The organism is Streptomyces afghaniensis (assembly GCF_044327915.1).
Taxonomy (GTDB): Bacteria; Actinomycetota; Actinomycetes; order Streptomycetales; family Streptomycetaceae; genus Streptomyces; species Streptomyces afghaniensis.
Genome location: NZ_JBIRGJ010000003.1, coordinates 23,020 through 40,926 on the forward strand (window position 1 = coordinate 23,020; position 17,907 = coordinate 40,926).

The 17,907-nt window shown below is 69.7% G+C and carries 18 protein-coding genes and 2 pseudogenes; 9 read left to right on the forward strand and 11 right to left on the reverse strand.

Annotated elements, in window-relative coordinates; all coding sequences use genetic code 11:
- Positions 1-22: 22 nt before the first annotated feature.
- From ACH4G3_RS10665 to cseC, 5 genes are all read left to right on the forward strand, one after another.
- Positions 23-958, forward strand: coding sequence for an HhH-GPD family protein (locus ACH4G3_RS10665; RefSeq protein WP_397624129.1), 936 nt, complete (start codon positions 23-25; stop codon positions 956-958).
- 283 nt (positions 959-1,241) lie between these two features.
- On the forward strand, positions 1,242-1,781 hold the full coding sequence (locus tag ACH4G3_RS10670) for a SigE family RNA polymerase sigma factor (protein WP_010048809.1): 540 nt from the start codon (positions 1,242-1,244) through the stop codon (positions 1,779-1,781).
- Positions 1,769-2,425 (forward strand): hypothetical protein, encoded by a 657-nt coding sequence (locus tag ACH4G3_RS10675; RefSeq protein WP_397624130.1) that lies wholly within the window; start codon positions 1,769-1,771, stop codon positions 2,423-2,425. The genes ACH4G3_RS10670 and ACH4G3_RS10675 overlap by 13 nt, the downstream gene beginning before the upstream one ends.
- Positions 2,426-2,562: 137 nt before the next feature.
- Positions 2,563-3,264 carry a two-component system response regulator CseB gene (gene cseB / locus ACH4G3_RS10680; protein ID WP_397624131.1) on the forward strand — a complete coding sequence of 234 codons (702 nt, stop codon included), beginning with the start codon at positions 2,563-2,565 and terminating at the stop codon, positions 3,262-3,264.
- 9 nt (positions 3,265-3,273) lie between these two features.
- The gene (gene cseC, locus ACH4G3_RS10685) at positions 3,274-4,623 is read left to right on the forward strand and encodes a two-component system sensor histidine kinase CseC (RefSeq protein WP_397624132.1); all 1,350 of its coding nucleotides are present in this window, start codon (positions 3,274-3,276) and stop codon (positions 4,621-4,623) included.
- A 27-nt stretch (positions 4,624-4,650) separates the two neighbouring features.
- On the opposite strand, the gene ACH4G3_RS10690 is transcribed toward cseC, so the two are convergent.
- From ACH4G3_RS10690 to ACH4G3_RS10700, 3 genes are all read right to left on the reverse strand, one after another.
- Positions 4,651-5,097 carry a VOC family protein gene (locus ACH4G3_RS10690; protein ID WP_397624133.1) on the reverse strand — a complete coding sequence of 149 codons (447 nt, stop codon included), beginning with the start codon at positions 5,095-5,097 and terminating at the stop codon, positions 4,651-4,653.
- Between the two features lie 62 nt (positions 5,098-5,159).
- The gene (locus ACH4G3_RS10695; RefSeq protein ID WP_397624134.1) at positions 5,160-5,594 is read right to left on the reverse strand and encodes a helix-turn-helix transcriptional regulator; all 435 of its coding nucleotides are present in this window, start codon (positions 5,592-5,594) and stop codon (positions 5,160-5,162) included.
- Between the two features lie 106 nt (positions 5,595-5,700).
- On the reverse strand, positions 5,701-7,296 hold the full coding sequence (locus tag ACH4G3_RS10700; RefSeq protein WP_397624135.1) for an MDR family MFS transporter: 1,596 nt from the start codon (positions 7,294-7,296) through the stop codon (positions 5,701-5,703).
- 124 nt (positions 7,297-7,420) lie between these two features.
- On the opposite strand from ACH4G3_RS10700, the gene ACH4G3_RS10705 reads away from it, so the two are divergent.
- Positions 7,421-8,017, forward strand: coding sequence for a TetR/AcrR family transcriptional regulator (locus tag ACH4G3_RS10705; protein WP_397624136.1), 597 nt, complete (start codon positions 7,421-7,423; stop codon positions 8,015-8,017).
- 19 nt (positions 8,018-8,036) lie between these two features.
- On the opposite strand, the gene ACH4G3_RS10710 is transcribed toward ACH4G3_RS10705, so the two are convergent.
- Positions 8,037-8,750, reverse strand: coding sequence for a M23 family metallopeptidase (locus ACH4G3_RS10710; protein ID WP_397624137.1), 714 nt, complete (start codon positions 8,748-8,750; stop codon positions 8,037-8,039).
- Positions 8,751-9,189: 439 nt separating this feature from the next.
- On the opposite strand from ACH4G3_RS10710, the gene ACH4G3_RS10715 reads away from it, so the two are divergent.
- On the forward strand, positions 9,190-9,822 hold the full coding sequence (locus ACH4G3_RS10715; RefSeq protein WP_397624138.1) for an HAD family acid phosphatase: 633 nt from the start codon (positions 9,190-9,192) through the stop codon (positions 9,820-9,822).
- 77 nt (positions 9,823-9,899) lie between these two features.
- Here the strand turns inward: ACH4G3_RS10715 and ACH4G3_RS10720 are convergent, their stop codons facing one another.
- The gene (locus ACH4G3_RS10720) at positions 9,900-12,425 is read right to left on the reverse strand and encodes an ATP-dependent Clp protease ATP-binding subunit (RefSeq protein ID WP_397624139.1); all 2,526 of its coding nucleotides are present in this window, start codon (positions 12,423-12,425) and stop codon (positions 9,900-9,902) included.
- Positions 12,426-12,855: 430 nt separating this feature from the next.
- Here ACH4G3_RS10720 and ACH4G3_RS10725 point away from each other — a divergent pair.
- Positions 12,856-13,347, forward strand: a pseudogene (locus tag ACH4G3_RS10725) (SCO3374 family protein); the annotation flags it as partial.
- 525 nt (positions 13,348-13,872) lie between these two features.
- Positions 13,873-14,121, forward strand: a pseudogene (locus ACH4G3_RS10730) (SCO3374 family protein); the annotation flags it as partial.
- 9 nt (positions 14,122-14,130) lie between these two features.
- Here ACH4G3_RS10730 and ACH4G3_RS10735 read toward each other — a convergent pair.
- The 6 genes from ACH4G3_RS10735 to ACH4G3_RS10760 form a co-directional block, all read right to left on the reverse strand.
- A complete protein-coding gene (locus tag ACH4G3_RS10735) occupies positions 14,131-14,466 on the reverse strand; it encodes a histone-like nucleoid-structuring protein Lsr2 (protein WP_020270127.1) in 336 nt (111 codons plus the stop codon).
- 282 nt (positions 14,467-14,748) lie between these two features.
- Complete coding sequence (locus ACH4G3_RS10740; protein ID WP_397624140.1) at positions 14,749-15,282, reverse strand: amino-acid N-acetyltransferase; 534 nt, start codon at positions 15,280-15,282, stop codon at positions 14,749-14,751.
- 9 nt (positions 15,283-15,291) lie between these two features.
- Positions 15,292-15,735, reverse strand: a complete 444-nt coding sequence (locus ACH4G3_RS10745; RefSeq protein WP_397624747.1) for a BlaI/MecI/CopY family transcriptional regulator — start codon at positions 15,733-15,735, stop codon at positions 15,292-15,294.
- 213 nt (positions 15,736-15,948) lie between these two features.
- Complete coding sequence (locus ACH4G3_RS10750; RefSeq protein WP_338782107.1) at positions 15,949-16,137, reverse strand: hypothetical protein; 189 nt, start codon at positions 16,135-16,137, stop codon at positions 15,949-15,951.
- Positions 16,138-16,155: 18 nt separating this feature from the next.
- Entirely contained in the window at positions 16,156-16,863 is a 708-nt protein-coding gene (locus ACH4G3_RS10755) for a hypothetical protein (RefSeq protein ID WP_397624748.1), read from the reverse strand.
- 229 nt (positions 16,864-17,092) lie between these two features.
- Positions 17,093-17,890: a type III pantothenate kinase gene (locus tag ACH4G3_RS10760; protein WP_010044343.1), complete on the reverse strand. Its 798-nt coding sequence runs from the start codon at positions 17,888-17,890 to the stop codon at positions 17,093-17,095.
- Between the last annotated feature and the right edge of the window lie 17 nt (positions 17,891-17,907).

A 17,907-nucleotide genomic window follows, 5' to 3' on the forward strand; every position in this document is an offset into this window, starting at 1 on the left:
CGCGTGGCAGGATCGAATGGCCATGACTGCTCCCACGAAGCCCCCGCACACCAGCCCCGCCGACCCCGCCTCCGGCCCGCCCTCCGGCGAGCACCTGCACGCCCCCGTCATCGACTGGTTCGACGAGAACGCCCGTGACCTGCCGTGGCGGCGCCCCGAGGCCGGGGCGTGGGGGGTGATGGTCAGTGAGTTCATGCTCCAGCAGACGCCGGTGAACCGCGTCCTGCCCGTCTACGAGCAGTGGCTGGCCCGCTGGCCGCGCCCCGCCGACCTGGCCAAGGAGGCGCCGGGTGAGGCGGTCCGCGCCTGGGGCCGGCTCGGCTACCCGCGCCGCGCCCTCAGGCTGCACGGCGCCGCCGTCGCGATAACGGAACGGCACGGCGGTGACGTGCCGGCCGACCACGCCCGGCTGCTGGCGCTGCCCGGCATCGGCGAGTACACGGCCGCCGCCGTCGCCTCCTTCGCCTACGGGCAGCGCCACCCGGTGCTGGACACCAATGTGCGCCGGGTCTTCGCCCGCGCGGTCACCGGCGTGCAGTACCCGCCGAACGCCACCACCGCCGCCGAACGCAGGCTGGCCCGCGCGCTGCTGCCCGAGGACGAGCCGACCGCCGCCCGCTGGGCCGCCGCCTCCATGGAGCTGGGCGCGCTGGTGTGCACGGCGAAGAGCGAGTCGTGCCACCGCTGCCCGATCGCCGCGCAGTGTGCCTGGCGGCTGGCGGGCAAGCCGGAGCACGACGGGCCGCCGCGCCGCGGCCAGACGTACGCGGGCACCGACCGGCAGGTGCGCGGGCGGCTGCTCGCCGTGTTGCGGGAGGCCGACGGTCCGGTGTCGCAGTCCGCGCTGGACCGGGTGTGGCACGAACCGGTGCAGCGTGCCCGCGCTCTGGACGGCCTGGTCGCCGACGGTCTGGTGGAGCCGCTGGCGGGCGGGCTGTACCGGCTGCCGCTGGCCTGACGTACAGGCAGGTCACAGACGCGGTTCGCGCGTCACAGTGATCATGGGGCGGACAAATCACCCGGAATCCGCCCCAACGCGCCCACCGTTTTACCCCGTTCCGACGTCCGTTACACAACCGACGGACAGCCGAGTGCTAGCCGAAGGCTGCTTCGGACAGTGCCGTGACAACGCCTCCGTACCTTCAATTCCGTTCCCGGAAGACACGGGACGACCAAGGAACACAGGCAGTGCACGGGCGGCGGGAAGCCGGCCGTAACGGGGAAACGGGAGGCGGTTCACCATGGCGCAGGGCGAGGTGCTCGAGTTCGAGGAGTACGTCCGCACGCGGCAGGACGCGCTGCTGCGCAGTGCCCGCCGCCTGGTCCCGGACCCGACGGACGCGCAGGACCTGCTCCAGACCGCGCTGGTCCGGACGTACGGCCGCTGGGAGACCATCGAGGACAAGCGGCTGGCCGACGCCTACCTGCGCCGGGTGATGATCAACACGCGGACGGAGTGGTGGCGGGCCCGCAAGCTGGAGGAGGTGCCCACCGAGCAGCTCCCGGACGCCTCGGTCGACGACTCCACCGAGCAGCACGCGGACCGCGCCCTGCTGATGGACGTCCTGAAGGTGCTCGCCCCGAAGCAGCGCAGTGTCGTCGTGCTGCGACACTGGGAGCAGATGTCCACGGAGGAGACGGCCGCCGCCCTCGGCATGTCGGCCGGAACGGTCAAGAGCACGCTGCACCGGGCGCTCGCCCGGCTCCGCGAGGAGCTGGAGTCCCGCGACCTGGACGCACGCGCGCTGGAGCGTGAGGAGCGGGAGCGGTGCGCGGCCTGACCGGCGAGGGGTCTGCACGGACCCCGGGCAGCATCCAGGCGGTGAGTACGGCCCTGGCCGTGCTCGCCGCCCTCGGCCTTTCCGTGTCCGCGTGCGGTGCGGGCGGCACCGGTGCTCGTGACGAGGGACCGGCCCACTCCGACTCGGTGGCGGGCGCCGCTCCCGCCACACCGTCCGCGGCGCCGTCGAAGACGCCCGAAACGGTCGACGCCGTCCGGCTCGTCAAGCACGACCCGAAGGTCTCCCCCGAGGTGAAGCGCGAGCTGAAGCCGTGCGTCGCCGACGAGTACCCCGTCGACGTGTCCTACGGCAACCTGACCGGCGGATCAGGCGACGACGTCGTCGTCAACGTGTTGACCTGCGGTGACGCTGTGGGTGTGGGCAGTTACGTGTACCGCGAGCAGGACGGCTCGTACAAGAATGTGTTCAAGGCGGAGGAGACCCCGGTCTACGCGGAGATCGACCGGGGCGACCTGGTCGTGACCAAGCAGGTGTACGAGAAGGGCGACCCGGTGTCGAGCCCCTCCGGGGAGAACGTGATCACGTACAGATGGACCTCCGGCCGGTTCGACGAGGAGTACCGCACCCACAACGACTACGGGAAGGTCGGCGGCGACACCCCCTCGCCGGAGCCCGCGAGCTGACGTGGGCGCAGGGCGTGTGAACCGATCGGGCCGCTCGGACCGATCCCCCGGTGAACGCATCACACGGATCGCGCGTCCCCCAGAGAGAACGCGACAGAACGCACCCCACGAACCACACGAGGACTGAGAGCACCGGGATGGCAGACCAGACCCACGTCCTGTTCGTCGAGGACGACGACGTCATCCGTGAGGCCACGCAGCTCGCCCTGGAACGGGACGGCTTCGTGGTCACCGCCATGCCCGACGGGCTGTCGGGCCTGGAGGCGTTCCGGGCGGACCGCCCCGACATCGCGCTGCTGGACGTCATGGTGCCCGGCCTCGACGGGGTCAGCCTGTGCCGCCGTATCCGGGACGAGTCGACCGTGCCGGTCATCATGCTGTCGGCGCGGGCCGACTCCATCGATGTCGTGCTGGGCCTGGAGGCGGGCGCCGACGACTATGTGACCAAGCCGTTCGACGGTGCCGTGCTGGTCGCCCGGATCCGCGCGGTGCTGCGCCGGTTCGGGCACGCGGGCGGCGGCCGGGGCGAGGAGCCGGCCTCTCCGGCGAGCGGCGGGGTGCTGACCTTCGGGGACCTGGAGGTCGACACCGAGGGCATGGAGGTCCGCCGGGCCGGGCAGCCGGTGGCGCTGACGCCGACCGAGATGCGGCTGCTGCTGGAGTTCTCCACGGCGCCGGGCACCGTGCTCTCCCGCGACAAGCTGCTGGAGCGGGTGTGGGATTACGGCTGGGGAGGGGACACCCGCGTCGTCGACGTGCATGTGCAGCGGCTGCGGCAGAAGATCGGCCAGGACCGTATCGAGACGGTCCGCGGCTTCGGCTACAAGTTGAAGGCCTGAGCAGGGGTTATGAGGGGGCACTTCCGGCGCCTGGTCGCCACGGGCTTGGAGCGCGCGGGCATCCGCACGGGCCTCAGATGGAAGCTGAGCGCGGCCATCGCGCTGGTCGGGGCGCTGGTGGCGGTCGCGCTGAGCCTGGTCGTGCACAACGCCGCCCGGGTGTCGATGCTGGACAACGCGCGTGACCTCGCCGACGAGCGCATCTTGATCGCCCAGCGCAACTTCGAGCTGTCGGGGCGGATGAACTTCCCCAACACCAAGATCGACGACCCGAACCTGCCGCCGGCGCTGCGGCAGCGGGTGGAGGCGGGCCAGCGGGCGACGTACGTGGCGGACCGGCCCGGTGACGTGCCCGACATATGGGCCGCCGTGCCGCTGAAGAACGGGCATGTGATGTCCCTGCACTCGGGCTTCACCGACCGCAGCTCGGACATCCTCCAGGACCTCGACCAGGCCCTGCTCATCGGCTCCATCGCGGTCGTCCTGGGCGGCAGCGCGCTCGGCGTGCTCATCGGCGGGCACCTCTCGCGGCGGCTGCGCAAGGCGGCCGTCGCGGCCAGCCAGCTCGCGGGCGGCGAGACGGACGTGCGCGTGCGGGACGCCATGGGCGGGGTCGTCCGGGACGAGACCGACGACCTGGCGAGCGCGGTGGACGCCATGGCGGACACGCTGAGGCAGCGGATAGAGGCCGAGCGGCGGGTCACCGCCGACATCGCGCACGAGCTGCGCACGCCGGTGACCGGGCTGCTGACCGCCGCCGAACTGCTGCCGCCCGGCCGCCCGACCGAGCTGGTGCTGGACCGGGCGAAGGCCATGCGCACGCTCGTGGAGGACGTGCTGGAGGTGGCCCGGCTGGACGGGGCCTCGGAGCGGGCGGAGCTGCAGGACATCATGCTGGGCGAGTTCGTCGCCCGGCGGGTGGCGGCCAAGGACCCGGACGCCGAGGTGCGGATCGTGCACGAGTCGGCGGTCACCACCGACCCTCGGCGCCTGGAGCGGGTGCTGTTCAACCTGCTCGCCAACGCGGCCCGGCACGGCAAGCCGCCCATCGAGGTCACCGTCGAGGGCCGGGTCATCCGCGTCCGCGACCACGGCCCGGGCTTCCCCGAGGATCTGCTCGCCGAGGGGCCGAGCCGCTTCCGCACCGGCAGCAAGGACCGGGCCGGGCACGGCCACGGCCTCGGCCTGACCATCGCGGCCGGTCAGGCCCGGGTGCTGGGCGCCCGGCTGACCTTCCGGAACGTCCGCACGCCGGGGGCGCCGGAGGGCGTACCGGCCGAGGGCGCGGTGGCGGTGCTGTGGCTGCCGGAGCACGCGCCGACGAACACCGGCAGCTATCCGATGCTGCCGGGGTCGTAGCCCTTCGGACCCACCAGGCCTTCCGGATCAGGAGGTCCAGTCCTGGTCCAGGTCGAGTCCGCCCTCCCGGGGCTGCGTGAAGGAGAACCAGTTGCCGGAGTCGTCACGGAACAGCGCCTCCGTGCCGTACGGGCGCTCCTGCGGCTCCTGGAGAAACTCCACGCCCCGGTCCTTGAGCTTCTTGTAGTCGCCGTGGATGTCGTCGGTGGTCAGCACGCCGGCGCCGAGCGCGCCCTTCGTCACGAGCTTGCGGAGCATCTCGGCGGACTCCGGGTCCATCGCGGGCCCGCCGGGCACCATCAGCGTGAGCTCCACGTCGGGCTGGTTCGGCGAGCCGACGGTGAGCCAGCGCATGCCGCCCTCGCCCATGGTCATGTCCGTACGGACCTCCAGGCCCAGTTTCTCGGTGTAGAACTTCTTGGCCCGGTCCTGGTCGAGGACCCAGACGGTCGAGATGGCGAGACCCTTGATCATGGCGTGCTCCTGCTGGTCGGGGCCGGTCGGTGCTTGCCCTGCAACCGTAGGCAGCGGGGGTGTCAGCCCGCTTCTCCGGAATTGCGCTGTTGCCCTGTGGTGGGTGCCGAACGGAAGCCGCCGGCCCACAGCATGGCGTAGCAGCCCGGTATGAGTGCCGCTCCGCGGCCCACGTGCTTCGTCCGGTACTCGCTGGGGGTCAGGCCGGTCCAGGCCTTGAAGCGGGCCGAGAACGTGCCGACGCTGCTGAAGCCGACCAGGTGGCAGATCTCCGTCACCGAGAGGTTCGCCGTGCGCAGCAGGTCCTCGGCGCGTTCTATGCGGCGGTGCGTGAGGTACTGCCCGGGGGTCTCGCCGTACGCCTCCTTGAAGGCGCGGATGAAGTGATACCGCGAGTACCCGGCGTGTGCGGCCACGGCGCCCAGGTCCAGGTCCGGATCGGCCCAGTCCCGGTCCATGGCGTCCTTGGCGAGGCGCACCTGCCGCATCTTGTCCATGGATCCGATGGTGGCACGAGGGTCTGACAGGGGGGTCTGTGCGAGCGACCGCATGACGAAGGCCCCCGGGGCGGGAAACCCCGGGGGCCTTCGTCATGCGGTCCGGTCAGACGGTCTCCGCCACGGGCGGCTGCGCCGCCGGGGCGTCCGGCTCGCCTTCCGCCTTCGGGCCCGCGCCCTTGAGCGGGACCTCCTTGACGAACACGGCCGCCGCCAGGGCGAACACGGCCACCACGGCTCCCAGCAGGAATGCCGAGTGGGTACCGGCGGACACCGCGTGCTGGTACGCCTCCCGGACCAGCACCGGGAGCTTCTCCAGGCTCTTGGCGTCGAGCTGCGCCGACTGCTCGGTGATCTTGGAGCCCAGCGCACCGCCCCGCTCGGCCATGACGTCCTGGACGCGGTTGTTGAAGAGCGCGCCCATGATCGCGACGCCGAAGGAGGAGCCGAGGGTACGGAAGAGGGTGGTGGACGAGGACGCCACGCCCATGTCCTTCATCTCCACGCTGTTCTGCGCGACCAGCATGGTGATCTGCATCAGGCAGCCCATGCCGAACCCGACCACGGCCATGAAGACACCGGACGTGAACCGCGAGGTCCCCGTGTCCATCGTGGACAGCAGGTAGAGACCGACGGTCATCAGGACGCTGCCGAGAATCGGGAAGACCTTGTACCGGCCGGTGTTCGTGGTGACCCGGCCGGCCACCATCGAGGTCACCAGCATCGCGCCGAGCATCGGCAGGAGCAGCAGCCCGGAGTTCGTCGCGGAGGCACCCTGCACGGACTGCTGGTACAGCGGCAGGAACAGCGTCGCGCCGAACATCACGAACCCGGTGATGAAGCCGATGACCGACATCAGCGTGAAGTTGCGGCTGCGGAAGATGTGCAGCGGCACCACCGGCTCGGCCGCCCTGGTCTGCCAGAACACGAACCCGACGAGCGCGGCGACACCGATGCCGATCAGCTCCATGATCCGCGCGGATGTCCAGGCGTACTCCGTGCCGCCCCAGGTGGTGACGAGCACGATCGCGGTGATGCCGACGGTCAGCAGGGCTGCGCCCAGGTAGTCGATCCGCGCTTCGGACCGCTTCTTCGGCAGGTGCAGCACCGCGCTGACGGCGACCAGCGCGACCACGCCGAGGGGCAGGTTGATGTAGAACGCCCAGCGCCAGCCCCAGTTGTCGGTGATCGTGCCGCCGACCAGCGGACCGCCGATCATGGCCAGCGCCATCACGCCGGCCATCATGCCCTGGTACTTGCCGCGCTCCCGGGGCGGGATCAGGTCCCCGATGATCGCCATGACGCCGACCATCAGACCGCCGGCACCCAGGCCCTGGACGGCACGGAAGCCGATCAGCTCGCCCATGTTCTGGGCCATGCCGCTGAGCGCGGAGCCGATCAGGAAGAGGACGATCGACGTCATGAACGTGCCCTTGCGGCCGTACATGTCGCCGAGCTTGCCCCACAGCGGGGTGGAGGCCGCGGTCGCGAGCGTGTACGCGGTGACCACCCACGAGAGGTGTTCGAGACCGCCCAGCTCACCGACGATCGTCGGCATCGCCGTACCGATGATCATGTTGTCGAGCATCGCGAGCATCATCGCGATCATCAGCGCGAGCAGCACGACCCGCACGCTCTTCGGCCGTTTCCCCCCGGTTTCGGTGTCGGCGCCGACCGCCGGTGTGTCCGTCGTGTCCGCCATTGCTTTCCCACTCCCCCAGCTACCGCTACTTACTTGCCGACCGGCTAGTGACTACACTCGGAAGCTAGCCGCGGAACTAGCCGGGCGTCAAGTAAGTTTTATGGAAAGGGAGCGGCGTAGGAGGATGGGCGGCACCATGGACGGCACCAGGCAGCGGCGCCGCGGGGACACCCGCCAGCGCATCCAGGACGTGGCCCTCGAACTCTTCGCGGAGCAGGGCTACGAGAAGACCTCACTGCGCGAGATCGCGGAACGCCTGGAGGTCACCAAGGCGGCGCTCTACTACCACTTCAAGACGAAGGAAGAGATCCTCGTCAGCATCTTCGAGGACCTCACGAAGCCGATCGAGGAGCTGATCGAGTGGGGGCGGCAGCAGCCGCACACGCTCGACACCAAACAGGAGATCATCCGCCGTTACGCGGAGACCCTGGCCGGCGCCGCGCCGCTGTTCCGCTTCATGCACGACAACCAGGCGACGGTGCGGGAGCTGCGGATCGGCGACTCCTTCAAGGAGCGCATCCGCGGCCTGCGCGACATCATCATCGACCCCGAGGCCGACCTGGTCGACCAGGTCCGCTGCGTCAGCGCGATCTTCACTCTGCACGCCGGGATGTTCCTGCTCCAGGACCTGGAAGGCGACCCCGAGGACAAGAACAAAGCCGTCCTCGAGGTCGCCACCGACCTGGTGACCCAGGCCCATGAAGGAGCGCAGGGCTCCTAGGGTCCTGTGGTTCGGGTCGTCAGACCTTGACGCCCTTGGCGCGCAGGAACTTCACCGGGTCGACCGCCGAGCCGTAGTTCGGGGTCGTACGGATCTCGAAGTGCAGGTGCGGGCCGCTCGAGTTGCCGGTGTTGCCGGAGCGGGCTATCTCCTGGCCGGTCTTGACGACCTGGCCGATCCTCACCTCGACCTTCGAGAGGTGGGCGTACTGCGAGTACGTGCCGTTGCCGTGCTTGATCACGACGGCGTTGCCGTACGCGGGGCCGTCACCGGCGCCGTTGCCGCCGGCCTTGACGACGGTGCCGCCATGGGCGGCGACGACCTCGGTGCCGCTCGGCACGGCGAAGTCCTGCCCGCTGTGCTTGGACTGCCACATGCCACCGGCCTGGGCGAAGCTCGCGGAGAGCGTGTACTTCTTCACCGGGTCGACCCAGGACGGCTTGGCCTTCTTGGCGGCCTTCTTCACAGCGGCCTTCTTGGCGGCGGCGGCCTTCTTCGCAGCTGCGGCCTTGGCGGCCTTCTCGGCCTTCACGGCCTCGGCCTTGGCGGCCTTTGCCTGGGCGGCGGCCTGCGCCTGGACGGCACTGGCGGTACCGGACGCGGCCGTGGTGTCGGCGGCGGACGCGACCCCTGCTCCCAGTGCGACCGAGACACCGAGGCCGGCGGCCAGCACGGTCGCACGGGTGCGGAGCTGGGACGTACGGGAAGAACGGGACGTGACGCGCTGGGACATCGAAACCTCGCGGGGAAGGGGACGGAGAAAACCACCCGGCGCACAGTCGCTCGCCGAATGGCCATCCCTTGGTAACCCGAAGTCCGACAAACTCCCAAAAGGGTGATCTACGGCCCAAGTTAGTAACTTGGTTCAGTGTTCTACGTCTCTTGACATGGGGCCCATTCAGGACGAATCAGCGCAACACACTGCAGTTCGGCCTGCCCTGCGGGGGAAGAATCCCTTTCCTCCCAGCCCGTTCAGCACTATTCCACCTAGTAACGGACATATCGCCTGTGCGGCATGTCACCGGGGGTCCTCTTCGGCCATTCCGGAAATGTGGCGCACGCCTCTATGCACCTACCGTCCGGTAACCCTACGGTTCCCCTCGCGCCACCCTCGCCCACGAACATGCACACGACATGTTGAAGCGTCACGGACGTGAGAGGACCCCCACGACATGCAGACCCGACGCCCCTGGTTGCGCCGCGCCTCAGTGACCGCCGTCTCGGCGGCCGCCCTCGTGGCGATGGCCGCACCGGCCGACGCCGCGGCCCCCGCCGGTGCCCCCACCGCGGTCACCGCGGCCGCCGCCGCAGACGTCGACTACGCGACCTGGCAGAAGGACTGCCAGGCGGTGATGGACCAGGCACTGCCCTATCTGAAGCAGCGGATCGCGGCAGCCAAGCCGGGCGAGAAGCAGGCGATCGTCTTCGACATCGACAACACCACGCTGGAGACCGACTTCGGCTTCAGCTACCCGCAGCCGGCCAACAAGCCGGTCCTGGAGGCCGCCAGATACGCCCAGGAGCGCGGCGTCGCCCTGTTCTTCGTGACCGCCCGCCCGGGCATCATCTACTCGTTCACCGAGTACAACCTCAAGCAGGCCGGCTACCAGGTCTCCGGCCTCTACGTCCGGAACTTCATCGACCTCTTCAAGAACGTCGCCGAATACAAGACGGCCCAGCGCGTCGACGTCGAGAAGAAGGGCTACACGATCATCGCGAACATCGGCAACAGCGCCACCGACCTCTCCGGCGGGCACGCCGAGAAGACGTACAAGCTGCCGGACTACGACGGGCAGCTGTCGTAGCGCAGGTCATACGCCTTAGGGCATGCAAGAGGGGCCGGTGCCTTTCAGCACCGGCCCCTCTCGTTCGACCGTGACGCTTACACGTCCTTGCTCAGGTTCGGACCCGTGCCACCGGCCGCCTGCTCGATCGGCGGGACGTCCGGCAGGGCCGACTTCTCCTCACCCCGGAAGGTGAAGGTCTTGGTCTCGCCCTCGCCCTCGGTGTCCACGACCACGATGTGACCGGGGCGCAGCTCGCCGAAGAGGATCTTCTCCGACAGGCTGTCCTCGATCTCGCGCTGGATCGTCCGGCGCAGCGGCCGGGCGCCCATGACGGGGTCGTAGCCCTTCTTGGCGAGCAGTTCCTTGGCGGACTGGGCGAGCTCGATGCCCATGTCCCGGTCCTTCAGGCGCTCGTCCACCTTGCTGATCATCAGGTCGACGATCCGCAGGATGTCCGCCTGGGTCAGCTGCGGGAACACGACCACGTCGTCGACGCGGTTGAGGAACTCGGGCCGGAAGTGCTGCTTGAGCTCGTCCGAGACCTTGTTCTTCATGCGCTCGTAGTTGGTCTTCGTGTCACCCGAGGCCGCGAAGCCCAGGTTGAAGCCCTTGGAGATGTCCCGGGTGCCGAGGTTGGTCGTCATGATGATGACCGTGTTCTTGAAGTCCACGACCCGGCCCTGGGAGTCGGTCAGGCGACCGTCCTCCAGGATCTGCAGCAGCGAGTTGAAGATGTCCGGGTGGGCCTTCTCGACCTCGTCGAAGAGGACGACCGAGAACGGCTTGCGGCGGACCTTCTCCGTCAGCTGGCCGCCCTCCTCGTAGCCCACGTAACCGGGGGGCGAACCGAAGAGACGCGACACCGTGTGCTTCTCGCTGAACTCCGACATGTCGAGGGAGATCAGCGCGTCCTCGTCACCGAAGAGGAACTCGGCGAGCGCCTTGGACAGCTCGGTCTTACCGACACCGGACGGGCCGGCGAAGATGAACGAGCCACCGGGACGCTTCGGGTCCTTCAGACCGGCACGCGTACGGCGGATCGCCTTCGACAGCGCCTTGACGGCGTCGTTCTGGCCGATGACCCGCTTGTGGAGCTCATCCTCCATGCGCAGCAGGCGGGAGGACTCCTCCTCGGTCAGCTTGAAGACCGGGATGCCCGTGGCCGTGGCGAGGACCTCGGCGATCAGCTCGCCGTCGACCTCGGCGACGACGTCCATGTCGCCGGCCTTCCACTCCTTCTCCCGCTTGGCCTTGGCGGCCAGGAGCTGCTTCTCCTTGTCGCGGAGGGAGGCGGCCTTCTCGAAGTCCTGCGAGTCGATCGCGGACTCCTTGTCGCGGCGGACACCGGCGATCTTCTCGTCGAACTCGCGCAGGTCCGGCGGCGCGGTCATCCGGCGGATGCGCATCCTGGATCCGGCCTCGTCGATCAGGTCGATCGCCTTGTCCGGCAGGAAGCGGTCCGAGATGTACCGGTCGGCCAGGGTGGCGGCCTGGACCAGCGCCTCGTCCGTGATGGAGACGCGGTGGTGCGCCTCGTAGCGGTCACGCAGACCCTTGAGGATCTCGATCGTGTGCGGCAGGGACGGCTCCGCGACCTGGATGGGCTGGAAGCGGCGCTCCAGGGCCGCGTCCTTCTCCAGGTGCTTGCGGTACTCGTCCAGCGTGGTCGCACCGATGGTCTGCAGCTCACCGCGGGCCAGCATCGGCTTCAGGATGGAAGCCGCGTCGATGGCGCCCTCGGCGGCACCCGCACCGACCAGCGTGTGGAGCTCGTCGATGAACAGGATGATGTCGCCGCGGGTGCGGATCTCCTTGAGGACCTTCTTCAGGCGCTCCTCGAAGTCACCGCGGTAGCGGGAGCCGGCGACCAGCGCGCCGAGGTCCAGGGTGTAGAGGTGCTTGTCCTTGAGGGTCTCGGGCACCTCGCCCTTGACGATGGCCTGGGCGAGGCCCTCGACGACGGCGGTCTTGCCGACGCCGGGCTCACCGATCAGGACCGGGTTGTTCTTCGTCCGGCGGGACAGCACCTGCATGACCCGCTCGATCTCCTTCTCGCGCCCGATGACCGGGTCGAGCTTGGACTCACGAGCGGCCTGGGTGAGGTTCCGGCCGAACTGGTCGAGGACCAGGGACGTGGAGGGCGTGCCCTCGGCAGGACCGCCGGCGGTGGCGGTCTCCTTGCCCTGGTAACCGGAGAGCAGCTGGATCACCTGCTGCCGCACGCGGTTCAGATCTGCGCCCAGCTTGACCAGGACCTGGGCGGCGACGCCCTCGCCCTCGCGGATCAGGCCGAGCAGGATGTGCTCCGTGCCGATGTAGTTGTGGCCCAGCTGAAGGGCCTCGCGGAGCGACAGCTCCAGGACCTTCTTGGCACGGGGGGTGAAGGGGATGTGACCCGACGGGGCCTGCTGGCCCTGGCCGATGATCTCCTCCACCTGCTGGCGGACCGCCTCGAGCGAAATCCCGAGGCTCTCAAGGGCCTTGGCGGCGACACCTTCACCCTCGTGGATCAGGCCCAGGAGGATGTGCTCAGTGCCGATGTAGTTGTGGTTGAGCATCCGGGCTTCTTCCTGAGCCAGGACGACAACCCGCCGCGCGCGGTCGGTGAACCTCTCGAACATCGTTAATCGCTCCTCAGAGCGGTCAGGCAGTGGGGGGAACTTCCCCTCCCTGTCCTTCCGCAGCTTAGTCCCGCAAGCGGGGACCGCTCATTCCAACTGCCGACACCGTCCTTGGCCTCCTGACCCCGAACGCCGACATCTGCTCCAACCCGATGGTGCGAGACGATGTTCCCGCAGGCCAGGCAGTTACCCCCTTCGCCAGTACGCCCATGGCGAACGTGAGACGGCCTTTCCTGCGTGTCGCCCCCTCCCACTAGGGATGTCTTACCCGTACGGACCGGAAGTCCATGCCGAGCGCCCCCGTTCCCTCCGCTACGGGCGAACAACCTTGCGCCTCCCCGCACCCCCCACACGCCCCCATTTCGCCACTCTGTGCACACGTGACGCCACCCAGCGTAACCTGCATGTCCTTCCGGCTGTTGCACTTGGCATGTTCGGTGCCCCTCGCCCCGTCCCGCTCCCCCGCCGGCCGCTCGACGCGAGCTGTCGGGCCCGGCGGTGGTACGAGAACGAACTGGGCTGGCCGACGGTGCCCGGCGATCCCCTGCGGCTGGTGGTGGGGGTGCGCTACGACGTCCTGGACGTGCCGGCCGAGGCGGGCCACGCTGCCCTGCGGCGCCTGGCCCCGGGCTCTCCGGTGGCCGTGCTCGGCGACCGGATGCGGCTCCTGGTGGCCGCGGGCACCGCGGAGGAACTGCCCGGGCTGCTGGAGTGGCTGGAGTGGGGGACGCTGCCGCTCGACCTGACGGCGATCGGAGCGGGGGGCACCATGGAGGCGCCTCGGCCGCCGGGGAGGGATATGCCGCCGCGGTCATGCGACGGGGGCGAGCGGCTGCCTCAGCGGGCGGGCGGGGGGTTGCTGCCTCAGGGGGCGGGCGCGTGGTCCTGCAGCGGGACGGGCGGCCCGAGGCCGGGCGAGGAGGGCGGGGTGCTGCCCTGCGAGACGGACGCGCCGTTCTTGCGGGAGACGGACGCGCCGTGCCTCCACGAGCCGGACGCGCCGTTCTTGCGCGGAGCGGGCGGCTCGATCCGGCGCGAAAGCGGCGGGCCGCTGCCCCACGAGACCGACTCACTGTTGCCGCGCCACACGGGCGCCTCGATCCGGCGCGAAATCGGCGGGCCGCTGCCCTGCGAGACCGACTCGCTGTTGCCCCGCCAGGCGGGCGGCTCGATGCGGCGTGAAAGCGGCAGGCCGCTGCCTGAGGAGAGGGGCGGGTCGCTGCCCTGCGGGAGAGATTCCTCGGGCTTCTGTGAGGCGGGTGGGGCGCTGCCCTGTGGGGCAGGCGCGTCGTTCCTCCGTGAGTCGGACGGCCCGGTGTCGCGCGGGAGGGGTGGGTTGCTGCCCCCCGACGGGTTCATCGCGTCGGGTTCCGAGCGGGGCGGGCCCGTGCCCCGGCAGGCGTTCGCGCCGTCGGCCCCCGAGGCGGACGGCGCGCTGTACCCCGAGCCCGGCTTTTCCGGCAGCCGGCCGCTTCCCCTGGGCCGGTTCGGTTCCCAGGGGGCCGCTGTGTGGCTGCGGCCCCCCGAGCCGGGATGCGAGGTCGAGGCCTCGCTGCCGACGCTGTCGGCCTTGGGGGGCGGTGGAGACGCCCCCGATCTCGTACGGCTGGTGAACACGGTGGCCACACAGTGCCATCGGGTCCGGCTGCGGCGCGCGTGCGACCAGCCGCCGGCCTTGCGTGCGCAGGGCCGGTAGTGAAGCTGTTCAGCCGTTGGCCTTCTCGTAGGCCTCGCGGATGGTCGCGGGAACACGGCCGCGGTCGTTGACCTCGTAGCCGTTCTCCTTCGCCCAGGCGCGGATGGCCGCGGTGTCCTGGCTGCCGCTCGAAGCCGCGCGCGCCTTTCCGCGCCCGCCCGCAGCACGGCCTCCGGTACGACGACCGCCCTTCACGTAAGGCTCGAGAAGGCCGCGGAGCTTGTCCGCATTAGCGGTGGTGAGATCGATCTCGTACGTCTTGCCGTCCAGCGCGAACGTGACGGTCTCGTCCGCCTCGCCGCCGTCGAGGTCGTCGACAAGAAGGACCTGAACCTTCTGTGCCACCGGATTTCCTTTCATCGATATCTTCAGGGCCGGGGTGTGCCGGCGTCCGCCGTATCGCCGTCCCCTGTTATATGCAGTACTGCAGTACCTCGGAAAGCAAACCGCTTTTGCCGGAAAAACACAAACCCTCGGCAGAGACCGGCAGCCCCGCCTCCGTCCGGAAACGTGCGCGTTTCGGACATAGGGCACCCGGGCAGGGCGGCGGTACGGAATATGTCTTGACGAACCGGGCCGACGGTCTTGCGACCGGCTTGCGACTGGCTTGTGTGTCCGTCCCGGCGATCACAGATGCAGAAGCATCCGGCTGTTGCCCAAGGTGTTCGGTTTCACCCGTTCGAGACCGAGGAACTCCGCGACACCCTCGTCATAGGAACGCAGCAGCTCCGCGTAGACATCCGTGTCGACAGGCGTCTCGCCGATCTCCACGAAGCCGTGCTTGCCGAAGAAGTCCACTTCGAAGGTCAGACAGAAAACGCGGCGAACGCCGAGCCAGCGGGCGGTGTGCAGCAACTTCTCCAGCAACTGGTGTCCGACGCCCGCGCCCTTCAGGCCGGGCTTCACGGCGAGAGTGCGCACTTCGGCGAGGTCTTCCCACATCACGTGCAGGGCGCCGCAGCCGACGACCTCGGCGTTGTCGTCCCGTTCCGCGACCCAGAACTCCTGGATGTCCTCGTAAAGCGTCACCGTTGCTTTGTCGAGCAGGATGCCGCTGCGGACGTAGGCGTCAAGGAGGCGGCGCACGGCCGGGACATCGCTGGTACGTGCCCGTCGGACGGTGATGGCTTTTGCGGGGGCTTCAGGGCTCTTCGCGGACATGCCGGGACGCTATCGCCCCTCGGGGTCCTGAGCAGAGGCGGGGTTCTCCGGGGGTTCGGTTCGTTCCGGCGGTTGCGTTCCTTCCGGCGGAACGGCCAGTTCCGACGATCTGGTCGGTTTCTGGGTTTCCGGGCCCTGAGCGATGCGTACGGCATCGCGGAGGGTCTCTCGCTGTTCCTCGCTCATCATGCCGAAGAAGGCGACGAGAGCCGCGGCGGGGTTGTCGCTCTGCGACCAGGCGTCGTTCATCAGGGCGGCCGCGTAGGCGGCGCGTGTGGAGACCGCCTCATATCGATAGGCGCGGCCTTCCGCCTCGCGGCGCACCCAGCCCTTCTGATGGAGATTGTCCAAAACGGTCATCACGGTGGTGTACGCGATGGACCGCTCCTTCTGAAGATCTTCCAGGACTTCTCGAACGGTCACCGGGCGGTTCCACTTCCACACCCGCGACATGACCGCGTCTTCGAGTTCTCCCAATGGGCGAGGCACACCTCAGAACAATAGTGGGAGATCTGGGTAATGGCGTGGCGGACGGGCACTTCACCGGCGAACGGGAGCAAAAAGGGCGTACGACTCGAAAGTGCGGGCCTCACCAGGGGGGCGGGCCGCACGGAGTCGTACGCCGTCGGAGCGCTGTGCCGGGCGGGCGGCAGGCAGCGGGTCGGGTCAGGCTTCGGCCTTCGGGGGCGTCGCGGAGGACTGCCGGGCACCCTCCACGCGCGCGAGGGCGGCGTCGACGGCCGCGTCCTCCTTGGCCTTGTTGGCGCCGCCCTGCGTCTTCACGATCACCCGGATCACGCCGATGAAGAAGATGGCCATGACGACCGGGGGCAGGAGCGCGGAGACGTAGTCCATGGATCCAGAGTAGCCACGTCAGCCCGCGGCGAGCTGCTGGGGGTTCGAAGGGGGTGGCGGGGTGGGCTTGCGGCGCGGGAAGACCTCGCCGGGGGTGGGGATCGGACGGCTGGGTTTCGGGGTGCCCGGGGCGGGGGCCGGGGTGGGCTTGGGGGCAGGCTTCGGGGCCGCCGGCTTCCGCGCGGGCTTCTTCTCGGGCTGCTTCTCGGGATGCTGCTCCGGGGTGTTCTCGGCGGCGCTGGAGAGGCCTCCAGGGACAGGGAGGAGACGGAGGCGCGTGCGGGTGCGGGAGGCGGGGATGGTGGGGGTGCCGGGGGCGGCCGGGCGTGTGGCCGGGCGAGTGGCCGGCGAGGGCGTGTGCGAGCGGGTGCGGAGGGGCTGCTGCCCGTTGAGCAGGTGGCAGCGGTCCAGGAGGGCGGCCGCGGTGGGGTTGCCGCGCAGGGCGCGAAGGGCGGCGACGTCGTCGGGGTGGGGGCGGTACCCGGCGCCCAGTGCCTCGTCCAGGAGCGTGAGGTAGCCGGCGGCGGTGCCGGGGAGGGCGGCGCGGTACCGGCCGAGGTCGGCCACGAGGAAGGCGCGCAGCCTGGCTCCTTCCCGCATCGCCTCGTCGAGCGACTGTGCGAGGCGGAGGCAGTCCTGGACGTCGTCGGCCGAGGCGGAGGTGGGGTGGAGGGCGAGGGCGAGAGCGCGGCGGAGCACACGCAGCTCCTCCACGCCGAACGCCATGCCGCCGCGGGATCCGTATGGCGTGGGCATGCTGCGACGATACGCGCTAATCAGACAAATTCCGCATAACGGGTTGGTGTGGCGCGGGGGACCACCCGGCTGGGCGGGGTGCGCGCAGCGGCACCCGCTCCGCCGGGCTGCGGACCCACCCTCAGCGGCACCAGCGCCGGGCATCCCGAAACGCCGTGTCGCACAACGCCCCGCTCCGGCACCAGCGCCGCTGCCCGGCTCACATACGCGACACGTTCCGCTCGTACACCAGCCGCAGCCCGATCAGCGTCAGCCACGGCTCGTGCTCGTCGATGACCGACGACTCGCCCAGGACCATGGGTGCCAGGCCGCCCGTCGCGATGACCGTGACGTCGTCCGGGTCCTCGGACAGCTCGCGGGCCACGCGGTTGACGACCCCGTCGACCTGGCCGGCGAAGCCGTAGATGATGCCCGACTGCATCGCCTCGACCGTGTTCTTGCCGATGACGCTGCGGGGCCGGGCCACCTCGATCTTGCGGAGCTGGGCGCCGCGGACGCCGAGGGCCTCGACGGAGATCTCGATGCCGGGGGCGATGACCCCGCCGACGTACTCGCCGCGCGCGCTGACCGCGTCGAACGTCGTCGCCGTGCCGAAGTCGACGACGATCGCGGGGCCGCCGTAGAGCTCGACCGCCGCGACCGCGTTGATGATGCGGTCCGCGCCGACCTCCTTGGGGTTGTCCATGAGGATCGGGACGCCCGTCTTGACGCCCGGTTCGACGAGGACCGCCGGGACGTCGCCGTAGTAGCGGCGCGTCACCTCGCGGAGCTCGTGCAGGACCGAGGGGACGGTCGCGCAGATGGCGATGCCGTCGATGCCGTCGCCCAGTTCGTCGCCGAGGAGCGGGTGCATGCCCATCAGGCCCTGGAGGAGGACCGCCAGCTCGTCTGCGGTGCGGCGCGCGTCCGTGGAGATGCGCCAGTGTTCGACGATGTCCTCGCCGTCGAACAGGCCCAGGACGGTGTGGGTGTTCCCTACGTCGATCGTCAGCAGCATGACCCGTACCCGCTCCC

What these genes read in the sequence shown, in the direction of transcription:
- ACH4G3_RS10665 (WP_397624129.1), top strand. Translation starts at nt 23, where the DNA reads ATGACTGCTCCCACGAAGCCCCCGCACACCAGCCCCGCCGACCCCGCC.
- ACH4G3_RS10670 (WP_010048809.1), top strand. Translation starts at nt 1,242, where the DNA reads ATGGCGCAGGGCGAGGTGCTCGAGTTCGAGGAGTACGTCCGCACGCGG.
- cseB (WP_397624131.1), top strand. Translation starts at nt 2,563, where the DNA reads ATGGCAGACCAGACCCACGTCCTGTTCGTCGAGGACGACGACGTCATC.
- cseC (WP_397624132.1), top strand. Translation starts at nt 3,274, where the DNA reads ATGAGGGGGCACTTCCGGCGCCTGGTCGCCACGGGCTTGGAGCGCGCG.
- ACH4G3_RS10690 (WP_397624133.1), bottom strand. Translation starts at nt 5,097, where the DNA reads ATGATCAAGGGTCTCGCCATCTCGACCGTCTGGGTCCTCGACCAGGAC.
- ACH4G3_RS10695 (WP_397624134.1), bottom strand. Translation starts at nt 5,594, where the DNA reads ATGGACAAGATGCGGCAGGTGCGCCTCGCCAAGGACGCCATGGACCGG.
- ACH4G3_RS10700 (WP_397624135.1), bottom strand. Translation starts at nt 7,296, where the DNA reads ATGGCGGACACGACGGACACACCGGCGGTCGGCGCCGACACCGAAACC.
- ACH4G3_RS10705 (WP_397624136.1), top strand. Translation starts at nt 7,421, where the DNA reads ATGGGCGGCACCATGGACGGCACCAGGCAGCGGCGCCGCGGGGACACC.
- ACH4G3_RS10710 (WP_397624137.1), bottom strand. Translation starts at nt 8,750, where the DNA reads ATGTCCCAGCGCGTCACGTCCCGTTCTTCCCGTACGTCCCAGCTCCGC.
- ACH4G3_RS10715 (WP_397624138.1), top strand. Translation starts at nt 9,190, where the DNA reads ATGCAGACCCGACGCCCCTGGTTGCGCCGCGCCTCAGTGACCGCCGTC.
- ACH4G3_RS10720 (WP_397624139.1), bottom strand. Translation starts at nt 12,425, where the DNA reads ATGTTCGAGAGGTTCACCGACCGCGCGCGGCGGGTTGTCGTCCTGGCT.
- ACH4G3_RS10740 (WP_397624140.1), bottom strand. Translation starts at nt 15,282, where the DNA reads ATGTCCGCGAAGAGCCCTGAAGCCCCCGCAAAAGCCATCACCGTCCGA.
- ACH4G3_RS10745 (WP_397624747.1), bottom strand. Translation starts at nt 15,735, where the DNA reads ATGTCGCGGGTGTGGAAGTGGAACCGCCCGGTGACCGTTCGAGAAGTC.
- ACH4G3_RS10750 (WP_338782107.1), bottom strand. Translation starts at nt 16,137, where the DNA reads ATGGACTACGTCTCCGCGCTCCTGCCCCCGGTCGTCATGGCCATCTTC.
- ACH4G3_RS10755 (WP_397624748.1), bottom strand. Translation starts at nt 16,863, where the DNA reads ATGGCGTTCGGCGTGGAGGAGCTGCGTGTGCTCCGCCGCGCTCTCGCC.
- ACH4G3_RS10760 (WP_010044343.1), bottom strand. Translation starts at nt 17,890, where the DNA reads ATGCTGCTGACGATCGACGTAGGGAACACCCACACCGTCCTGGGCCTG.